The organism is Leucobacter sp. PH1c (genome assembly GCF_000633415.1).
Classification (GTDB): domain Bacteria; phylum Actinomycetota; class Actinomycetes; order Actinomycetales; family Microbacteriaceae; genus Leucobacter.
In genome coordinates, this window is record NZ_AYMV01000022.1 from 118106 (window position 1) to 137117 (window position 19012).

14 protein-coding genes are annotated in these 19012 nt (G+C 72.1%); 8 read left to right on the forward strand and 6 right to left on the reverse strand.

Features of this window, described 5'->3' with window-relative positions; translation table 11 throughout:
• Positions 1-166 precede the first annotated feature (166 nt).
• Complete coding sequence (locus U874_RS0108465; protein ID WP_025134107.1) at positions 167-1555, reverse strand: aspartate aminotransferase family protein; 1389 nt, start codon at positions 1553-1555, stop codon at positions 167-169.
• A gap of 24 nt (positions 1556-1579) precedes the next feature.
• A complete protein-coding gene (locus U874_RS0108470) occupies positions 1580-3064 on the reverse strand; it encodes a CoA-acylating methylmalonate-semialdehyde dehydrogenase (protein WP_025134108.1) in 1485 nt (494 codons plus the stop codon).
• Positions 3065-3235: 171 nt separating this feature from the next.
• Between U874_RS0108470 and U874_RS0108475 the strand changes: the two genes are divergently transcribed.
• Positions 3236-4984 (forward strand): PucR family transcriptional regulator, encoded by a 1749-nt coding sequence (locus U874_RS0108475; RefSeq protein WP_025134109.1) that lies wholly within the window; start codon positions 3236-3238, stop codon positions 4982-4984.
• A gap of 6 nt (positions 4985-4990) precedes the next feature.
• On the opposite strand, the gene U874_RS0108480 is transcribed toward U874_RS0108475, so the two are convergent.
• Positions 4991-5692: a nucleoside triphosphate pyrophosphatase gene (locus tag U874_RS0108480; protein WP_025134110.1), complete on the reverse strand. Its 702-nt coding sequence runs from the start codon at positions 5690-5692 to the stop codon at positions 4991-4993.
• Positions 5693-5806: 114 nt separating this feature from the next.
• Between U874_RS0108480 and U874_RS0108485 the strand changes: the two genes are divergently transcribed.
• From U874_RS0108485 to U874_RS0108510, 6 genes are all read left to right on the forward strand, one after another.
• Positions 5807-6619 carry a hypothetical protein gene (locus tag U874_RS0108485; protein ID WP_025134111.1) on the forward strand — a complete coding sequence of 271 codons (813 nt, stop codon included), beginning with the start codon at positions 5807-5809 and terminating at the stop codon, positions 6617-6619.
• 83 nt (positions 6620-6702) lie between these two features.
• Complete coding sequence (locus tag U874_RS0108490) at positions 6703-8031, forward strand: class I SAM-dependent RNA methyltransferase (protein ID WP_025134112.1); 1329 nt, start codon at positions 6703-6705, stop codon at positions 8029-8031.
• 70 nt (positions 8032-8101) lie between these two features.
• Positions 8102-9058, forward strand: a complete 957-nt coding sequence (locus U874_RS0108495; protein WP_025134113.1) for a LysR family transcriptional regulator — start codon at positions 8102-8104, stop codon at positions 9056-9058.
• Between the two features lie 88 nt (positions 9059-9146).
• Positions 9147-10586, forward strand: coding sequence for an MFS transporter (locus U874_RS0108500; protein ID WP_025134114.1), 1440 nt, complete (start codon positions 9147-9149; stop codon positions 10584-10586).
• Positions 10583-11884 (forward strand): M20 family metallo-hydrolase, encoded by a 1302-nt coding sequence (locus tag U874_RS0108505; RefSeq protein WP_025134115.1) that lies wholly within the window; start codon positions 10583-10585, stop codon positions 11882-11884. Before U874_RS0108500 ends, U874_RS0108505 begins: the two co-directional genes overlap by 4 nt.
• Before the next feature lie 96 nt (positions 11885-11980).
• Positions 11981-13477, forward strand: a complete 1497-nt coding sequence (locus U874_RS0108510) for an amidase (protein WP_025134116.1) — start codon at positions 11981-11983, stop codon at positions 13475-13477.
• Here the strand turns inward: U874_RS0108510 and U874_RS0108515 are convergent.
• From U874_RS0108515 to U874_RS14800, 3 genes are all read right to left on the reverse strand, one after another.
• Positions 13474-13875, reverse strand: a complete 402-nt coding sequence (locus tag U874_RS0108515) for a plastocyanin/azurin family copper-binding protein (protein ID WP_025134117.1) — start codon at positions 13873-13875, stop codon at positions 13474-13476. The genes U874_RS0108510 and U874_RS0108515 overlap by 4 nt on opposite strands.
• 56 nt (positions 13876-13931) lie before the next feature.
• Positions 13932-15371: an NAD(P)H-quinone dehydrogenase gene (locus U874_RS0108520; protein WP_025134118.1), complete on the reverse strand. Its 1440-nt coding sequence runs from the start codon at positions 15369-15371 to the stop codon at positions 13932-13934.
• A 113-nt stretch (positions 15372-15484) separates the two neighbouring features.
• A complete protein-coding gene (locus U874_RS14800) occupies positions 15485-15961 on the reverse strand; it encodes an SIP domain-containing protein (RefSeq protein WP_025134119.1) in 477 nt (158 codons plus the stop codon).
• A 184-nt stretch (positions 15962-16145) separates the two neighbouring features.
• Here U874_RS14800 and U874_RS0108530 point away from each other — a divergent pair, with 184 nt between their 5' ends.
• Positions 16146-18986 carry a beta-eliminating lyase-related protein gene (locus tag U874_RS0108530; protein ID WP_025134120.1) on the forward strand — a complete coding sequence of 947 codons (2841 nt, stop codon included), beginning with the start codon at positions 16146-16148 and terminating at the stop codon, positions 18984-18986.
• Positions 18987-19012 lie beyond the last annotated feature (26 nt).

Consider the following 19012-nt stretch of genomic DNA (forward strand, 5'->3'; position numbering starts at 1 on the left):
GCCTCACGATCTTTCCCGGAGGCGATTGCACTGCATTCTTCACTCACAGCACCACAGCGTAGCACAATATCCATAGTGGCCCTATGTACATGCACGCGATGCGTCCCGGAAATGCCGCAGGGCCGGACCCCCGAAACGGGGATCCGGCCCTGCGGGACCCGAGCGATTACGCCGTGACGTAGCCGTCCGCGACGTCGAGCGCCGCGTCGATGATCTCGAGACCGGCGATGAGGTCGTCCTCGGAGATGATCAGCGGGGGCGCCACCTGCAGGCGGTTGCCCGCGGCGAAGGGCCACAGGCCGGCCGACTTGCACGCCGCGACAACCGCGTTGAACGGAGCCGCAGCCTCGCCCGCCGCATTGAACGGAACGAGCGGCTCGCGCGTCTCGCCGTTCTTCACGAGCTCGATCGCCCAGAAGAGGCCGGTGCCGCGCACCTCGCCGACCGACGGGTGCTTCGCAGCCATCGCCTCGAGCCGGGGGCGCACGACGCGCTCACCCAGATCGCGCACGCGCTCCAGGATCCCCTCCTCCTCGAAGATATCGAAGGTGGCAACGCCGGCGGCGCACGCGAGCGGATGCCCCGAGTACGTGAGGCCGCCGGGGAACGAGCGCTCTTCGAACGTGGCGTGGATCGCCTCGCTGATCACGACGCCGCCGAGCGGCACGTACCCCGAGTTGACGCCCTTCGCGAAGGTCACGAGGTCCGGGTTCACGCCGAACGCCTGGTACGCGAACCACTCGCCCGTGCGGCCGAAGCCCGCCATGACCTCATCGCAGACCATGACGATGCCGAACTCGTCGCAGAGCGCGCGGACGCCCTCGAGGTAGCCGGGCGGCGGAACGAGGATGCCGTTCGTGCCGGTCACGGACTCGAGGATGATCGCGGCGATCGTGCCGGGGCCCTCGAGCTCGATCGTCTGGCGCAGGTGCGCGAGCGCGCGCTCCGACTCCTGCTCCGGGGTCTCGGCGTAGAACGCCGAGCGGTAGGCGTAGGGTCCGATGAAGTGGACCACGCCGGCGTCGAGCGTGCCGTTGGCCCAGCGGCGCGGCTCACCCGTGAGGGTGATCGCGGTGCCGGTGGAGCCGTGGTACGAGCGGTAGCGCGAGAGCACCTTCTGGCGCCCCGTGTGGTGACGCGCCATGCGGACGGCGTACTCGATCGCGTCGGCGCCGCCGTTGGTGAAGAACACCGAGCGGGCCCCCTCGAAGGAGTGCTCGACGATGCGCTTCGCGAGCTCGCCGCGCACATCGTTCGCGAGCGCGGGCTGGATCGTCGCAAGACGGCCCGCCTGCTCCTGGATCGCGCGGACGAGGCCCGGGTGCTGGTGCCCCAGGTTCAGGTTCACGAGCTGCGACGAGAAGTCGAGATACTCGGTGCCGTCGTAGTCCCAGAACCGCACGCCCTCGCCCTTCGCGATGGGCAGGGGGTTGATGGCCCCCTGCGCCGACCACGAGTGGAAGACGTACTGGCGATCGTTCGCGCGCACCTCGCGCTGCGCCTCGGTGTCCCCGAACTGCTGCTCGGCGCCGTTCAGATCGATGTAGTCAGCCATGACTCAGTCTCCTTCGATTCCGTCTTAGCTGTTGCTCGGGAAGCCGAGGTCGACCTTCGACTGGTCCGGGTTCGGCCAGCGGGTGGTGACGACCTTCGAGCGGGTGTAGAAGTGGACCGACTCGGGGCCGTAGATGTGCGCGTCGCCGAAGAGCGAGTCCTTCCAGCCGCCGAACGAGAACGAGCCGACGGGAACGGGGATCGGCACGTTGATGCCGACCATGCCGGCCTCGACCTCGAACTCGAACTGGCGGGCGAGGCCGCCGTCGCGCGTGAAGATCGCGGTGCCGTTGCCGAACTGGTGCTCGTTGATGAGCTTGACGCCCTCCTCGTAGGTGTCCACGCGGACGACGGCGAGCACGGGGCCGAAGATCTCCTCGCGGTAGACCTTCGAGTCGGTCTTCACGTGATCGATGAGCGAGACGCCGGTGAAGAAGCCGTTGCCCTCGAACTGGGTCTCGCGGCCGTCGACGACGACGGTCGCGCCCTCGGCCGCGGCGCCCGCGACGTAGGACTCGACGCGCTCCTTGGCCTCCTTCGTGATGAGCGGGCCCATCTCCGAAGCGGGGTCGGTGCCGTCGCCGATCTTCAGGTCCTTCATGCGATCGGCGATCTTCTGGACGAGCTCGTCGCCCACGTTGCCGACGGCGACGACCACGGAGACGGCCATGCAGCGCTCGCCCGCCGAGCCGTACGCGGCGGAGACCGCGGCGTCGGCCGACATGTTGAGGTCGGCGTCGGGCATGACGATCATGTGGTTCTTCGCGCCGCCGAGGGCCTGGACGCGCTTGCCGTTCGCCGCTGCGCGCTCGTAGATGTACTTCGCGATGGGGGTCGAGCCGACGAAGCTGATCGCCTTGACGGAGGGGCTGTCGAGCAGGGTGTCGACCGCGACCTTGTCGCCGTGCACGACGTTGAGCACGCCGTCGGGCAGGCCGGCCTCGCGGAAGAGGTCGGCGATGAAGACCGAGGCGGAGGGGTCGCGCTCGGAGGGCTTCAGGACGACGGTGTTGCCGCAGGCGATCGCCGACGCGATCATCCACAGCGGAACCATGACCGGGAAGTTGAAGGGGGTGATCGCCGCGACGACGCCGACGGGCTGCTTCACCGAGTGCACGTCGACACCGGTCGAGACCTGCTCGTCGCGCTCGCCCTTGAGGAGGTGGAGGAGGCCCGAGGCGAACTCAACGTTCTCCAGGCCGCGCGCGATCTCGCCCGCGGCGTCGGAGAGCACCTTGCCGTGCTCGCTCGTGACGATCGCCGCGAGCTCGGGGGTGCGCTGCTTGAGCAGCTGGCGCAGGTTGAAGAAGACGTCGGCGCGCTTCGTGAGGCTCGTCTTGCGCCACATCGGGAGTGCGGCCTGCGCGGCGGCGATCGCCTGCTCGACCGTCTCGACCGAAGCGATGCCGAGCTCGTGCTGCTGCTCGCCCGTGGCCGGGTTGAAGACTGCCTGGGTGCGCTCGCCTGCGTCGACCTTCTCGCCGCCGATGACGTGGGGAATACGTGCCATGCTGTTCGCCCTCTGACTTTCCATCTCGTGGGTTCGGTGCACCGCCCGGGCCATTCCGGGCAATGTGTTCGGAGCTCTCGGCCCCGGTGAGACCAGTGTGACAGCGACCACTCCGCAGCACGACCGACAAAGCATCGCAGAATCGCCCGAAAACCGTACAATATGACTGACATGCAGAATCCCGCCCCCGAATTCATCCCCATCACGGTCGCCGACGTGCTCGCGCTCCCCGAGCTGCGCGCGGGCGACCCGGAGCTCGTCGCGGGCGCGAACGGCCTGTCGCGCAGCCTGCGCTGGGCCCACGTCGTGGCCGGCACGGGCGCGCTCGATCTGCTCGACGGCGACGAACTGATCCTCACCACCGGTGCCGGGTGGCCGACGGATCGCGCCGCTCTCGACGAGCTCGCCCGCAAGCTCGTCGGCGCGAACCCCGCGGCGGTCGTGTTCGAGCTCGGCACCCACTTCGCGCGCGCCCCCGAGGCGCTGTCCGGGGTCTGCGAGCAGCGCGGGATCCCGCTCATCGTGCTCCACGACGAGGTGCGCTTCGTGCAGATCACGCAGCGGATCCACCAGCTCGTGCTCGCGGCGCAGACGGAGGCGCTCTCCGCCCGCGCCGAGGTGCACACCATGCTCACGGAGCTCGGGCTCAACCGCAGCCCCGTCGACTACGTGATCGAGCGCCTCGCCGAGACGCTCGACGCCCCCGTCGTGCTCGAAGACTCGGCGGAGCACGTGATCGCGTGGGCCGCGCCGGACCGGGATCCCGAGCGGGTGCTGCGCCCCTGGGCCGCCGGGCAGCCCGCAGCCGCGGGCGGCGCGACCGCCGACGGCGGCGCGACCGCCGACGGCGGCGCGACCGCCGACGGCGGCTCGATCATCGACGGCGGCATCGCGCTCCCCGCGGGCTCGGAGCGCGTCACCGTCGAGGCGCAGGAGCGCCGCTGGGGCCGGCTCTCCGCACTCCCCGGCCCGCCGCACCCGGCCGGGCGGCGCACCGTGCTCGAGCTCGGGGCCTTCGCGCTCGCGCTCGGCAGGCTCGCCGATGCGAGCGGTGAGCAGTGGCTGCGCCTCAGCTCGAAGCAGCTCTTCGACACGCTGCTGAGCGGGCGCTTCCGGAGCGACACCGACCTCGCGACGCAGCTCACCGCGGCGGGACTGCCGGTCGCCGAGCGCGTGCTCATCGGCGCGACGCTCCGCGGCACGGGCGACTTCGGCGCGCACGAGTCGCTCGAACGGGCCGTGCTCGAGACCGGGCTGCGCCGCGCCGTCGCCCCCGAGGGGCGGGTGATCCTCGTGCCCGACGACGAGACGGCATCGGGCCACGCCGCGCTGATCGCGATCCTCTCGTTCCCGCAGGACGATCCGCGCGTGGCCCCGCCCAACGGGGACGCCGCGCCGCCGCTCGCCGCCCGCCTCGCCCGCGAGCTCGACATGCTGCTGCCCTCGACCACCCCCGCGTCCTGGCGGGCCCACCTCGGCCTCGGCGCGGCGAGCCGGGGCGTGCGCGGCCTCACGACCTCGCTCGAGCGCGTGCGCGCGGCCGGGCAGCTGCGCCCGTCGGGAGCGGTGGGGCGGGTCACGGCGCAGCAGGCGGAGCGGCAGGCGCTCGCCTACCTCGTGCGCGGCCTCTCGGCGGCCCCCGAGGTGCAGGAGTACGCCGCGCAGACGCTCGGCCCGCTCCTCGCCCACGACGCCGCGAGCGGCCCCGGGCACACGGGCGACCTCGTCGCGGTGCTCCGCGCGTACCTCGACCACCCCACGAACCGCTCGCTCGCCGCCCAGCGGGCGCGGCTCTCCCGCTCGGTGTTCTACCAGCGGCTCGCGCTCATCGAGGAGCTGCTCGACGTCGACCTCGCGGACGGCACGACGATCGCCACGCTCGCGGTGGCGCTGCTGGCCCGCGGGGACGGGGAGGGCTAGGCGCCCCTAGGCTCGCGCCGTCCAGAGCGCGGGGTAGTCGTGCCCCAGCTCGCGCACGAGCTCGCGCAGCTTCGGCAGCGAGAGCCCGATCACGCAGCTGGGCGCGCCCTCGATGCGCTCGATGAACGCCCCCGCGAGGCCGTCGATCGCGAAGCCGCCCGCGAGCTCGAGCGGCTCCCCCGTCGCCACGTAGGCGGCGAGCTCGTCGTCGGTGAGGTCCGCGGAGAGCGTCACGCTCGCGGTGTCGACCCCGCCGACCGCGGGAAGGCCCGCGGCTCCCGCGTCCGAGTCGGCACCGTCGCCGTCGCCCGAGCCGGCGCCCGCCGCCGTGCAGTCGATGAGCCAGTGCCCCGAGTGCAGCACGCCCGTGCGCCCGCGGTGCTGCCGCGCTCGCGCGAGGGCCACCTCGGGGCGGTGTGGCTTCCCGAGGATCTCCCCGTCGAGGAGGAACATCGAGTCGCCGCCGAGCACGAGCCCGCCGCCGAGCTCCGCGATCTCCGCACCGTGCCGCCGCACGACGTCCTCGGCTTTCAGCCGGCCGAGGTACTCCGTGAGCTCGGGCGCCGAGAGCGCGCGGCCGAGTTCGGCCTCGCGCGCCGCCACCGCGGCGTCCTCGTCAACCTCGGGGGCGAAGCACACGGGCTCGATTCCGGCGCCGCGGAGCACGAAGAGGCGGGCGGGGGACGTCGAGGCGAGGATGAGGCGCATGCCTGCAAGCCTATGCAGAGGCGGGGCCGCTGCGCACCCGGTGCCCGCCCCGCCGACCCCGCCCATTCGACCCGATCCCGAGCGCGCGCGGCGTCTGCCCGCTACCGTTGACACATGAAGATCTCAGCGAAGACCACCTTCACCGCCGCCCTGCTCCTCGCGGGCGGCCTCGCACTGACCGGCTGCGGCGGCCCCGCGGCCTCGCCCGCGACGGGCGGCGCGTCGTCCTCCGAGTCGGCGAAACAGGCGGCCCCCTCCGGCCCGCTCACCGAGGACAACTTCATCGACCGGATCTCCGCCGCCCAGCTCGACGCGGGCACGGTGCACCTCTCCATGAACATGGGCGACAGCGTCGAGGGCTCGGTCGAGTCCGATCAGGAGTTCAGCACGGACCCCCAGAAGACCCGCATGCACATGACCATGTCGGCGAGCGGCGTCGACAGCGAGATCATCCTCGTCGACGGGAAGCTCTTCATGAACCTCGGCGCGATGTCGCAGAACAAGTTCATCGACATGTCGGCGGATCCCGCCTCGGCCGCGAGCGTCGACGCGATGATCGACCAGGTGAACCCCGAGACCCAGCTCGCGGGCTTCCGCGCCGCGCTCACCGAGTTCGTGGCCAACCCGAGCACCACCACGATCGACGGCGTCGAGACCACGCAGCTCACGCTCACGCTCGACACGAAGCGGATGTTCGAGGCGAGCATGCCCGAGGACATGCCGGTCGACAGCCTGATCGAAACGCTCGGCGAGTCGGTCGTCTACGAGATGTTCATCGGGCCCGATGATCTGCCCCGCCGGATCGTCATGCCCAACACGGCGGGCCTCGGCACCGCGACGCAGGAGTACACGAAGTGGGGCGAGCCCGTCTCGATCGAGGCGCCCGCTGCGGACCAGATCATCGACCCGGCGAAGCTCCAGGGCTGAGCCGCGCCGCGGGGCGGCGGGTTCCGCCCTCCGCCCCGCGGTGCCGTCGCCCGAGCGCGTCGGCACCGTGGGAGAATGGGCGCATGGCTTTCCCTGATACCCCCGCCGGCGCGCCCCTCGAGGTCGGCGCCGAGATCGAGCTCGACGTGACCGGCATCGCCCACGGCGGCGTGAGCGTCGCGCGCCACGAGGGCCGCGTGGTCTTCGTCGCCGATGCGATCCCCGGCGAGCGCGTGCGCGCCCGCGTGACCGAGGCGAAGAAGAAGTCGTTCGCCCGCGCCGTGACGGTCGAGGCGGTCGAGGCCTCCGAGGATCGCCGCCCCCACGTCTGGGATGCGGCGGCGATCGAGCGCGCGCCCGAGGACCGGGCGGGCGGCGCCGAGTTCGGCCACATCGCGCTCGAGCGGCAGCGCGCGCTCAAGGCCGAGGTGCTCACCGACGCGATGCAGCGCTTCGGCGGCGTCGAGTTCGCCGCCGAGGACGGCGAGGATCTCGCGGAGACGCTCGCCGAGCTCGTCGAGGCGGCGCCCGGCGACGACGAGACGAACGGCCTCGGCTACCGCAGCCGCGTGCGCCTCCACGTCGATCCCGAGACCGGCGTCGTCGGCCCCTACGCGGCGCGCAGCCGCCGGGTGATCCCCGTCGGCTCGCTGCCGCTCGCGAACGACGGTATCGCGCAGATCGCCCCGCTCGGCGATGTCATGCCCGATGTCGCGACGGTCGACCTCGTCGCCCCGTCCGCGGACGATCCCCGCATGCTGCTCGGCATGATCGGCGAGAAGACCCGCGCGGGTGCGCGGGACGCCGTGCAGGAGCTCGTCGAGGACCGCGGATTCCTCGTGCGCGCGGGCGGTTTCTGGCAGGTGCACCGCGAGGCGCCCGCGCTGCTCTTCTCCGCCGTGCGCGACGCGATCTCCGAGCTGATCGAGGACGGCCGCTTCGACCCCGCCGCTGGCAACCTCGACCTCTACGGCGGTGCGGGGCTGCTCGCCGCCGCGATGGCGGAGGCCGCGGGCCCCGGCGTCAAGGTGACCACGGTCGAGGCCGAGGAGGCCGCGACCGACGATGCCGCAGAGAACCTCGCCGAGCTCGTCGGCGCGCTCGCGCTGACCGCACGCGTCGACCGGCACCTGGCCGAGTTGCTGCAGGCCCCGGCCTCGGTGCGCGATCGGCTGCGCCGCGGCACGGTCGTGCTGGACCCCCCGCGCTCCGGCGCGGGCGGTGCCGTCACGGGCCAGCTCGTCGAGCTCGCGCCCGCAAACATCGTCTACGTGGCGTGCGATCCGGTCGCGCTCGCGCGCGACACGAAGACGCTCCGCGAGTCGGGGTACGAGCTCACCGGGCTCCGCGCCTTCGACATCTTCCCGCACACGCACCACTTCGAGTCGCTCGCGGTCTTCGAGCGCGAGTAGGCCCGTCGACGCCCCAGCGGAGCCACGTGCCCGCTGGGGCGTTGTCATGCCACCCTGCGACAATGGGCGCATGACATCGTCGTTCACGCTCGTCCAGCTCCGGTACTTCGCGGCGGTCGCGCGGCTCGAGCACATGACGGCGGCGGCCGCCGAGCTGAACGTTACGCAGTCGACGCTGTCGAGCGCCATCTCGCAGCTCGAGCGCGAGCTCGAGGTGCAGCTCTTCACGCGCATGCCGCGGCGCGGTCTGCGCCTCACCCCCGCGGGCGCCGCGCTGCTCGCCCGCAGCGGCGCCTTCCTCGAGGAGGCCGAGCTGATCGAGCGCTCAGTGCGCTCCGTCGATGACGCGCTCTCCGGCGAGATCGTGGTGGGCATCTACGCGCCCCTCGCCCCCTTCCATGCGCCGTCGATCCTCGCCCGCTGCGAGGAGCGCTACCCGGGGGTGACAATCGAGTTCTTCGAGGGCGACCAGGGCACCCTCCAGGAGGCGCTCTACGACGGCCGCTGCGAGCTGGCCCTCATGTACGACCTCGGCGTCGACGAGCGCTTCGAGCGCACCGTGATCGACCGGATCCCGCCCCACGTGATCGTCCCGGAGGACCATCCGGTCGCGCGCAGCGGGCGCAGCTCGGCGAGCCTCACCGAGTTCGCGGACGAGCCGCTCGTGCTGCTCAACCTGCCGCACACGCGGGACTACTACCTGAGCCTGTTCCGTCAGCTCGGCATCGCGCCGCGGATCCGGCACGTCTCCCTCGGCTACGAGACGGTGCGCTCGTTCGTGGCGCGCGGGATCGGCTACTCGGTGCTCAACCAGTGGCTCGATCACGGGGTGACCTACTCGGGCGCCCGCGTGGTGCCGCTCCGCATCGACGAGCCGCTGCCGCCCACCGAAGTGTCGCTCGTGCGCCGCCGCGGACTCGTGCCCACGCAGAAATCCCTGGCCGTGGCGCGAGTCTGCGCGGAGCTCACGCGAGAGCGCCCCCACGCATCGAGAACGTCGATGCATACGAACGAAACTCCCCATTAGACCGATGCCCGGTCCTCCTCCAGGATGAGGAGCACGCCCGCCCCTCCACCGACGCAGGGACCCCCGCGGGCGAAGCCAGGAGGACGCAATGACGCCGCAATCCGAAACACAGATTTCCGCCGCTGCGGGCCCACTCGGGGCCCCTCCCGCCGGGAGCCCCGAGGCTCCCTCCACCGACCCCGTCAATCTGCCCACGGGCCCCGTCTCCATCGCCGAGCGCCGCTCGCTCACCCGCGACCGCCGCCGCGTGCTCCTCGCGGGCAGCGTGGGCCAGTTCATCGAGTTCTACGACTTCAGCCTCTACGGGCTCTCCGCGCTGACGCTCTCGGCGCTGTTCTTCCCCACGGAGAACCCCGCGCTCGGCTTGCTCTCCACCTTCGCCGCGTTCGGGGTCGCCTTCTTCATCCGTCCGCTCGGCGGTCTCTTCTTCGGCGCCCTCGGCGACCGCTACGGGCGCCGGCCCGTGCTCTACGTCACGCTGCTCACCATCGGGATCGCGACCACCGCGATCGGGCTCCTTCCCACCTACGCGCAGATCGGGATCTGGGCGCCCGTGCTGCTCGTGCTCTGCCGGCTGCTGCAGGGATTCTCCGCGGGCGGTGAGTCCGTCGGGGCCCCGGCGTTCGTGTTCGAGCACGCGCCCAAGGACCGCCGCGGCTTCTGGCTCAACGTCACGCTCGCGGCGACCGCGCTCCCCTCCGTCGTCGGCGGCACCCTCATCCTTGTGCTCTCGCAGAGCATGACGGCGGAGTCGTTCGAGGCGTGGGGCTGGCGCGTGCCGTTCCTCATCGCGCTCCCGCTCGCGCTGTTCGGGCTCTGGATCCGCTCGCACACCGAGGAGTCGGCCGCGTTCAAGCAGGTCCAGCTCGAGCAGCAGGCGCAGGAGAAGGAGCACACCCCCATCCGCGACGCGTTCCGCGAGAACTGGCTGAACATGCTCCAGGTGATCATGGTGATGGGGCTCACCGCGATGGGCTTCTACTTCCTCTCGGGCTACTTCGTCGCCTACGTGCAGACCGCGGGCGAGCTGAGCCGCGAGGCCTCGCTCCTCGCGAACGCTGCGGCGATGCTCCTCTACGCGCTGCTGCTGCCGATCGGCGGGATCATCGGCGACCGGGTGGGCCGCAAACCCATGCTCATCGCCGGATCCGCGGCCTTCGCGCTCCTCTCCGTCCCGGCGTTCCTCCTCGTCACCTCGGGGTCGCTCACGCTCGCGCTCCTCGGCCAGTTCCTCTTCGTGATCGCCGCGTGCATCTACGGCGGCGGCTGCTACACCTTCTTCGTCGAGATCTTCACCACCCGCACCCGCTTCACGTCAGCCGCGGTGAGCTACAACGTGGGCTACGCGCTCTTCGGCGGCACCGCGCCGTTCATCGGCGCGTGGCTCGTCGAATCGACCGGCTTCAACGCGAGCCCCGGCGTCTACATGGCGATCGCCGCGGCCGTGGTGTTCCTCGTCCTCATCCTCACCCGCATCCCCGAAACTCACCCGCTGAAGCGGGCGCGCACGACAGGAGTCGCACAGTGACCACCGAAACCCTGAGCCAGGCCCCCGCCCCGACCGACGCGCAGGCGACCGCATTCCTCCGAGACTTCCATGAGGTCGCGGCGATCGGGGCCACGCCCAACCACGGCGTCGACCGGCAGGCCGCCACCGCGGAGGACCGCGAGACGCGGGAGTGGTTCCGCGCCTTCGCGGAGCGCCGCGGCTGGGAGGTGCGCGTCGATGGCATCGGCAACCAGTTCGCCCTGATCGAGCTCGTGCCCGGCGCCCCCTACGCGCTGCTCGGCTCCCACCTCGACTCGCAGCCGCTCGGCGGCCGCTTCGACGGCGCGTACGGCGTGATCGCCGGGCTCCACGCGGCGGACCGCCTGGTCGCCCGGCACGCAGCCGGCGCCTCCGGGGCCCCGGGCACGGCCCAGGCGCCCCGCCTGAACCTCGCCGTGGTGAACTGGTTCAACGAGGAGGGCGGCCGCTTCGCCCCCTCGATCATGGGCAGCTCGGTCTTCGCCGGGTTGAAGGACGAGGCCGAGATGCTCGCGGTGCAGGATCTGCGCGGCGTGAGCGTGCGCGAGGCGCTCGACGCGATCGGCTACCTCGGCTCCGATGCGCGCCCCGAGATCGCCGCCTACGCCGAGATCCACATCGAGCAGGGCCGCATCCTCGAGCGCGAGGGGCTCCCGATCGGCGCGGTCGATGCGAGCTGGCACACGCAGAAGCTCGACATCGAGGTGCTCGGCGAGCAGTCGCACACCGGCGCGACGCTCATGGGGGACCGCCACGACGCGCTGCTCGGGGCCGCGAAGGTGATCCAGCGCGTCCACGAAGTGACCGACCTCTTCCCGCCGGAGACGCTCGTGTCCTCCGTGGGGCAGCTCACCCTCGAGCCGAACTCCCCCATCGTCGTCGCGCGGCGCGTGCACCTCGTCGCCGACCTCCGCGCCGATGACCGGGACGTCGTGCTCGCGGCGCGCGACCGGATCCTCGGCGACATCCGCGCGATCGAAGCCGAGCACGGGCTCGTGATCCACGCGCGCGACTTCGACGTGCGCGAGAACCAGTTCTACCCCGAGGCGGGCCTCGCGCTCGCGGAGGCCGTCACCTCGGAGCTCGGCCACGCGGCGCGGCGCATCCGCACCATGGCCGGCCACGACTCCGTCGCCATGAACCGGATCGCTCCCACCGTGATGCTCTTCATCCCCTCGGTCGACGGCGTGAGCCACTGCGAGCGCGAGTTCTCGCGCGACGAGGACATGGCGGTGGGCGTCGAGGTACTCACCGAGGTCGCCTGGCGCCTCGTGCACGGCGCGCTCCCCCGCGGCTGAACGAACGCGGAGCCGCGCAGCCGCGGCTCCGCACGCTGCGCACCCGCTCGGCTCCCACGATCCCTGTCCCACCCGCGCTCACTCCCCGGAGACCCCATGCCCCTCACCCGCCAGGATTCCGCCCTCACGACGCTCGACGCCCGCACCGCCCGGCACCTGTTCCGCTCCGGCGAGCTGCAGCCGAGCGAGCTGCTCGACGCAACGCTCGAGCGCATCGCCGAAGTGAACGGCGACCGCGAGCACGGGGTCAACGCGTTCACGGAAGTGCTCGCGTCCGAAGCCCGCGCGCGGGCCGAACGCGCCGACGCGGCCTGGGCGACGGCGCGGGCGACGGGCGAGGAGCCGCCGCCGCTCCTCGGGGTGCCCGTCGCCACGAAGGAGAAGCACGGGATCGCGGGCCGCTCGCTCACGCAGGGGCTCGCGGCGAACCGCGGGCAGCTCGCCCCCGCGCACCACCCGGTCGTCGAGCGGGTTCTCGCGGCGGGCGGGATCATCCACGCGCGCACCACCTCGCCCGAGTTCTCCTGCGCCACGGTGACCCACTCCCCCGAGTGGGGCATCACGCGGAACCCCTGGAATCTCGCGGCCTCGCCCGGCGGCTCCTCCGGGGGCGCCGGGGCCGCGCTCGCGGCGGGGATGGCGACGCTCGCCACCGCCTCCGACATCGCGGGGAGCACCCGCATTCCGGCGGGTTTCACGGGCACCGTGGGCTACAAGGCGCCCTTTGGCAGGATCCCCAGCCTCCCGCCGCTCGCGGGCGACTGGTACCGCGGCGACGGCCCGATGGCCCGCACCGTAGCCGATACGGCGGTCCTCGCCGGGGTGCTGAGCGGCCGCCACCCCGTCGACCACGGCTCATTCGGCGATTCCCGGCCGCCGCTCCCCGCGGGCGGCCTCGGCGGCGCCGCGGACGTTGCGGGGATGCGGATCGGCCTGAGTATCGAGCTCGGCGACTACCCCGTCGCCCGCAGCGTGCGCGAGAACACGGAGCGCGTCGCCGCCGCGCTCGAGGCCGCCGGCGCCGTCATCGTGCCGGTCGCGCTGCCCTGGACCACGGAGCGCATCTCCGCCACGACGTTCGCCCACTTCGGGCACATCCTGGGGCCCGCGATGGCCGAGCTCACCGCGGGAACGGCCGACCGCCTGGCCGCGTACACGGGCCGGTTCATCGCCGATGCCGCGGCCGCCGCACGCGGCGTCTCCCTCCCGCAGTCGCTCGCGCTCGACGCGACGCTGCAGGCGGAGCTCGCCGCCGCGATGCACGGGCTCGACGCACTGCTCACGCCCACACAGGCGGTCGAGATGCTGCACGCCGCGGACGACTACCTCGACGGGATCGACGCCGTCGATGCGACGGGGCGCACGGTGCACCTCGCCCACTACTGGGAAGCGCACATGACGAGCCCGTTCAACGTGGCGAACCGCTGCCCCGTGCTCTCGGTGCCGAGCGGCGTCTCCCGGGTGGGCGTACCCACCGGGATCCAGGTCGTCGGGCACCCCTTCGACGAGGCCGCCGTCTTCCAGATCGGGGCCGCGATCGAGGAGCTCGTCGAGATGCCGGAGTTCCCCGACCTCCGCGGGGAGGCGCGCTAGGGGGCGCCCGTCACCCGCACCACACCCGTCATCTCGGGGTGGATCGAGCAGAGGTAGTCGTAGTCGCCCGCCTCGTCGAACACGTGCGTGTAGCTGCCGGTCTGCTGCAGCTCGCTCACGAAGCTGCCGTCCTTCGCGACGACGTCGTGCTCCATGCTGCCCTCGAACACCCACTGCACCGCCTGGCCCGGCTCGATCTCCACCTCGCGCGGCTCGAAGCGGTTGTCGATCGCGCGCACGGTCACGGCGGGCTGCGCGTCATCGGAGGGGACGAGCTCCGGCTTCCCGGGCGCGCACCCGGTGAGCGCCCCCGCGGCGCCGAGGCCGAGCAGGCCGACGACGCCGCCCAGGAGACGGCGCCGGGAGACCGTGGTGCGTGCGGCCGGGATGGAGGGCATGGTCGATCCTTCGCGTTCGGTGCTGCGGCGGCGCGGGCGCCCCGCCGGGCGGTGGTTCAGTGGCGGTGGAGCGCCCGGGCGGCATCCGTGATCGCACCCGTCATCGACGGGTACACGGCGAACGCGGAGGCCACCTGGTCGACCGTGAGCCGGTGCTCGACGGCGAGTGCGAGGGGGAAGATCAGCTCGCTCGCGCGGTGAGCGACGATCACGCCGCCGATCACGGTGCCCGACGCCTCCCAGGCGAAGAGCTTCACGAAGCCGTCGGTGAATCCGATCATCTTCGCGCGCGGGTTCACGCTGAGCGGGATCGTGTGCGAGATCGCCTTCGCCACGTCGGCGTTGTCGGCGAGCGTGCGCTCGTTCCAGCCGACGGTCGCGATCTCCGGGTAGGTGAAGACGTTCGCCGCGACGTTGCGCAGGTCGATGGGTCGCACGAAGTCGCCGAGCGCGTGCATGATCGCGGTGCGGCCCTGCATCGATGCGACGGAGGCCAGCGGGTAGAAGTCGGTGCAGTCGCCCGCCGCGTAGATCGACGGGATCGCGGTGCGGGCGACCTTGTTCACCCGGATGTGACCGCTCTCGGTGAGCGCGACGCCGGCCTCCTCGAGGCCGAGGCCCTGCGTGTTCGGGATCGAGCCGACCGCCATGAGGCAGTGGGAGGCCTCGATCGTGCGGCCGTCCTCGAGCTCGACGAGCACGCCCGAGGCGGTGCGGGTCACGGTCGTGGCGCGCGACTTCGACATCACGTTCATGCCGAGGCGGGTGAACTCGCGCTCGATCACGGCCGCGGCGTCCGGATCCTCGCCCGGGAGCACCTGCTCGCGGCTCGACACGAGGGTGACCTCGGCGCCGAGGGTGCGGTAGGCGTTCGCGAACTCGGCGCCGGTCACGCCGGAGCCGACCACCACGAGGTGCTCGGGGATCGCCGAGAGGTTGTAGAGCTGCTTCCAGGTGAGGATGCGCTCCCCGTCGGGCTTCGCGCTGTCGAGCTCGCGGGGGCTCGCGCCGACGGCGACGACGATCGTGTCGGCCTCGATGCGGTCGAAGTCGGTGCCCTCGCCCGCCGCAGCGGTGGAGACGAGCACCGCGTTCGGGCCGTCGAGACGCCCCTCGCCCTGCACGACGCGCACGCCGGCGTCCTCGAGGGTGCGCAGCATATCGACGGACTGCGAGCCCGCCATGGCGAGGAGGCGCTTGTTCACCGCGGCGAGGTTGACCGCGATCTCCGGGCGGACGGGCTTGCCGTCGCCGCCGGGCACGAAGGCCTGCACGCCGAGCTTGCCCGAGTCGCGCACCGCCTGCACGGCGCCCGCCGTACCGATGAGGCTCTTCGACGGGACGACGTCGGTGAGGACGGCCGCGCCGCCGACACCGGAACTCTCGATCAGCGTGACCTCGGCGCCGAGCTGGGCTCCCGCGAGTGCCGCCTCGTAGCCGCCGGGACCGCCGCCGAGCACTGCGATCCGGTGCTTCCGTTCATACGCTTTCGCCATGCCCCAAGTCTACGACCCGGCGAGGGGCGAATGGCCACTCCCGCGGCGCGCATCCGTTCCTGGTGCATCCGTTCGGGGTGCGCCCAGTTCCCGGGCGGGCGGGAGCAGCGGGCTCACTCGGAGCGGGCGCAGTCCTCCGGGCGGCAGGCGCCGGGCCAGCGCTTCTCGACCCGCCGATCGAGCGCGGTCCAGTAGTTCTGCATCACGGGGCTCGTGCGCGCGCCCGTCCAGAGCTGGATGTTGCGCACCGCGGAGCTGTCGGCCCAGAGCCACTCGTCGAACCAGGCGTCGACCGCTGCGGCGAGCGCCTCGCCGCGCCGTCGCCCGATACCGGGCCGGGGGCTCTCCTCGCGTTCCTCGCGGCAGAGCCAGGTGACGCTCACGTGGTTGGGGAGCGGGAGCTCGACGATCTGGATCGGCGAGAACACCTCGACGAAGACCTGGCCGTAGCTCGTCTCCGGCAGCTCGCCGAGCCAGGCGCGGAGCGCCGGGAGGTCGGCCGCATCCGCTGCGGCGAGCACGCAGTCGATCCCCGCGGGGTCGACGACCGTGACGGCGTCCGGATGGTCGGCAGGATCGAAAGCACTCACGGGCTCTAGCTTAGGGCATCCTTACCATCATCGGGTGATCTCTCGGCGAACGATCAGCCACCCGCCGCGCGCACGTACCGGCCCCGGCATCCGGAAGCGCCTATGATCGACGGTCAAGGGCGCGCCCCGACCCGCCCCTGCCCCACGGCTCGCACAACGACGTTCAGTAAGGAACAGGCACACGATGACGAGGACCGAATCCCCCTACGACATGTCCGCCGATGCGTTCCGGCGCGGCCTCGGCACGATCGACATGGCGATCACGGGCTCGATTCCCCTCCCCGGCGCGGACGTAGCCGGCCCCAGCTCGCGCATCGTCCCCGCGCACGGCGGCACGGGACCCGCGCTCGAGCGCGACCCCGGCATGCCGTCGAGCACCTGGCGCATGCGCAGCGACGCCTGGGAGTACCTCCGCTTCGCCGTGAAGCGCCTCGTCTACGGCGCCGACGACAACACGGAACTGCTCGCGGCGGACGGCGAGATCCAGCGCTCGCTCCGCTCCCTCGAGACCGTCGAGATGTACTGGGCCGGCTTCGGCCAGCGCTACGTGGTCGCGATCGGCGAGCTCCTCGCCGCGGGCGACTACCGCACGGCGCTCGAGCGGATCGGCCGCGTCGTCAACCGCCTCCGCGGCGACACGATCATCGACGAGCCCCGCGACGAGTTCATCGACGAGCAGGATCGCGCCGAGCTCGTGGGCGATACCGACCCGCGCCCGCGCTTCGAGGTGCTCGTGATCGACGAGACGACGCCCGGCGACCGCGACGCGATGCGCGCCGAGGGCCTCCGCCTCCGCAGCGCGGCCGACGCGTTCATCTACGAGTTCGTCATCGTCCCCTCGGCGGACGACGCGATCGCCGCGATCCTCACGAATCCGAACATCCTCGCCTGCGTGGTGCGCCCCGGCTTCAGCGAGCGCACCCGCCAGCGCCTGAGCCGCGACCTGCGGGAGACGATCGAGCTCGCCCGCGCGCAGGTCGCCCCGGGCTCCGCGCCCTCCCGCAGCTCGCTCGCCTCGGTGCAGCGCGTGCTCGGCCTCGCGGACACGCTCGCCGCGCTGCGCCCCGAGCTCGATCTCTACCTCATGGCCGGCGCCCACATCGAGGACCTCGCGGGCGCGCTCACCCGGCGCTTCCGCCGCGTGTTCCGCCGCGAGGACCAGCTGGAACTGCACCTCTCGCTGCTCCGCCGCGTCTCGCACCTGTACGACACCCCGTTCTTCACCGCGATCCAGGATCACGCTCGGCGCCCCGTCGGCGTCTTCCACGCACTGCCCGTCGCCCGCGGCGGCTCCGTCGTGTCCTCGAAGTGGATCCGCGACCTCGCCGACTTCTACGGCCTCAACCTGCTGCTCGCCGAGACGAGCGCCACCTCGGGTGGGCTCGACTCGCTGCTCGCCCCCGTGCGCACGCTGAAGAAGGCCCAGGAGCTCGCGGCCCGCGCCTACGGCGCGAAGCACACCTTCTTCGTGACCAACGGCACGTCGACCGCGAACAAGATCGTGCACCAGGCGCTCGTCGCCCCGAACGACGTCGTCATGGTCGACCGCAACTGCCACAAGTCGCACCACCACGCCGTGATGCTCACGGGCGCGCGCCCGGCCTACCTCGAGGCGTACCCGCTCAACGACTTCGCGTTCTACGGCGCCGTGCCGCTCGACCGGATCAAGCAGCTGCTGCTCGACTACCGGGCGCAGGGCCGCCTCGACGAGGTGCGCATGATCACGCTCACGAACTGCACGTTCGACGGCATCGTCTACGACCCGGAGCGGGTCATGGCCGAGTGCCTCGCCATCAAGCCCGACCTCGTGTTCCTCTGGGACGAGGCCTGGTTCGCATTCGCCGCGTTCCACCCCGTGACGCGCCGCCGCACCGCGATGGCCGCGGCGAAGCGGCTGGAGCAGCGGCTCGGCTCGGCGGCGCACGCGACCGCCTACCGCGAGCAGCGCGCCCGGCTCACGGGTCCGGACGGCGCCCCCGCGCCCGATGCGGCCTGGCTCGAGGAGCGCCTCATCCCGGCGCCCGACGCCCGCATCCGCGTCTACGCGACCCAGTCGACGCACAAGACCCTCACCGCACTGCGCCAGGGCTCCATGATCCACGTCTACGACCAGGACTGGGTCCGCGAGGCCGAGGAGCCGTTCCACGAGGCGTACATGACGCACACCTCGACCTCGCCGAACTACCAGATCCTCTCCTCGCTCGACATCGGCCGCAGGCAGGTGGAGCTCGAGGGCTTCGAGCTCGTGCAGCGCCAGCTCGACCTCGCGACGAGCCTCGCGCAGGCGATCGCGCGCCACCCGCTGCTGCGGCGCACCTTCCGCGTGCTCACGGCGCACGACCTCGTGCCGCGGGAGAACCGGGGCGACGGCCGGCCCATGCCGCTCCGCGACGGCCTCGCGCCCATGTGGGAGGCGTGGTCGAGCGACGAGTTCGTCGTCGACCCGAGCCGCATCACGATCGAGATCAGCCGCACGGGCGTCGACGGCGACACGTTCAAGCACGAGCACCTCATGGACCGCTACGGCATCCAGGTGAACAAGACGAGCCGGAACACCGTGCTGTTCATGACGAACATCGGCACGTCCCGCAGCGCGATTGCGTACCTCATCGAGGTGCTCGTGAAGCTCGCGGAGCGCTTCGAGGAGGCGCAGGCGCAGCGCGACCCGGAGATCCCGCTGCCCGCCGAGATCCCCATGCCGCCGCTGCCCGACTTCAGCGCGTTCGCCCCGGGCTACGCGACCGACGCCGCGTTGCCGGACGGCGACATGCGCGCCGCGTTCTTCCGCGGCCAGCAGCGGGGCGCCGTCGAGCACGTGCGGCACGACGCGCTCCGCGAGCGCGTCGCCCAGGGAGAGGCACCCGTCTCCGCGGGCTTCGTCACCCCCTACCCGCCCGGGTTCCCGGTGCTCGTGCCCGGCCAGGTCATCACCGCCGAGGTGCTCGATTTCATGGCCGTGCTCGATACGCGCGAGATCCACGGCTACGACCCCCAGCGCGGGTACCGGATCCTGCGCAGCGCGTAGGACGGCACGCGGCTGGGAGGGGCGGC

Excerpts from the sequence above, each read along its gene's own strand:
- U874_RS0108520 (WP_025134118.1), bottom strand. The coding sequence starts at position 15,371 with ATGGCGAAAGCGTATGAACGGAAGCACCGGATCGCAGTGCTCGGCGGC.
- U874_RS0108490 (WP_025134112.1), top strand. The coding sequence starts at position 6,703 with ATGGCTTTCCCTGATACCCCCGCCGGCGCGCCCCTCGAGGTCGGCGCC.
- U874_RS0108530 (WP_025134120.1), top strand. The coding sequence starts at position 16,146 with ATGACGAGGACCGAATCCCCCTACGACATGTCCGCCGATGCGTTCCGG.
- U874_RS0108480 (WP_025134110.1), bottom strand. The coding sequence starts at position 5,692 with ATGCGCCTCATCCTCGCCTCGACGTCCCCCGCCCGCCTCTTCGTGCTC.
- U874_RS0108475 (WP_025134109.1), top strand. The coding sequence starts at position 3,236 with ATGCAGAATCCCGCCCCCGAATTCATCCCCATCACGGTCGCCGACGTG.
- U874_RS0108465 (WP_025134107.1), bottom strand. The coding sequence starts at position 1,555 with ATGGCTGACTACATCGATCTGAACGGCGCCGAGCAGCAGTTCGGGGAC.
- U874_RS0108470 (WP_025134108.1), bottom strand. The coding sequence starts at position 3,064 with ATGGCACGTATTCCCCACGTCATCGGCGGCGAGAAGGTCGACGCAGGC.
- U874_RS0108495 (WP_025134113.1), top strand. The coding sequence starts at position 8,102 with ATGACATCGTCGTTCACGCTCGTCCAGCTCCGGTACTTCGCGGCGGTC.
- U874_RS0108500 (WP_025134114.1), top strand. The coding sequence starts at position 9,147 with ATGACGCCGCAATCCGAAACACAGATTTCCGCCGCTGCGGGCCCACTC.
- U874_RS0108510 (WP_025134116.1), top strand. The coding sequence starts at position 11,981 with ATGCCCCTCACCCGCCAGGATTCCGCCCTCACGACGCTCGACGCCCGC.
- U874_RS0108515 (WP_025134117.1), bottom strand. The coding sequence starts at position 13,875 with ATGCCCTCCATCCCGGCCGCACGCACCACGGTCTCCCGGCGCCGTCTC.
- U874_RS0108485 (WP_025134111.1), top strand. The coding sequence starts at position 5,807 with ATGAAGATCTCAGCGAAGACCACCTTCACCGCCGCCCTGCTCCTCGCG.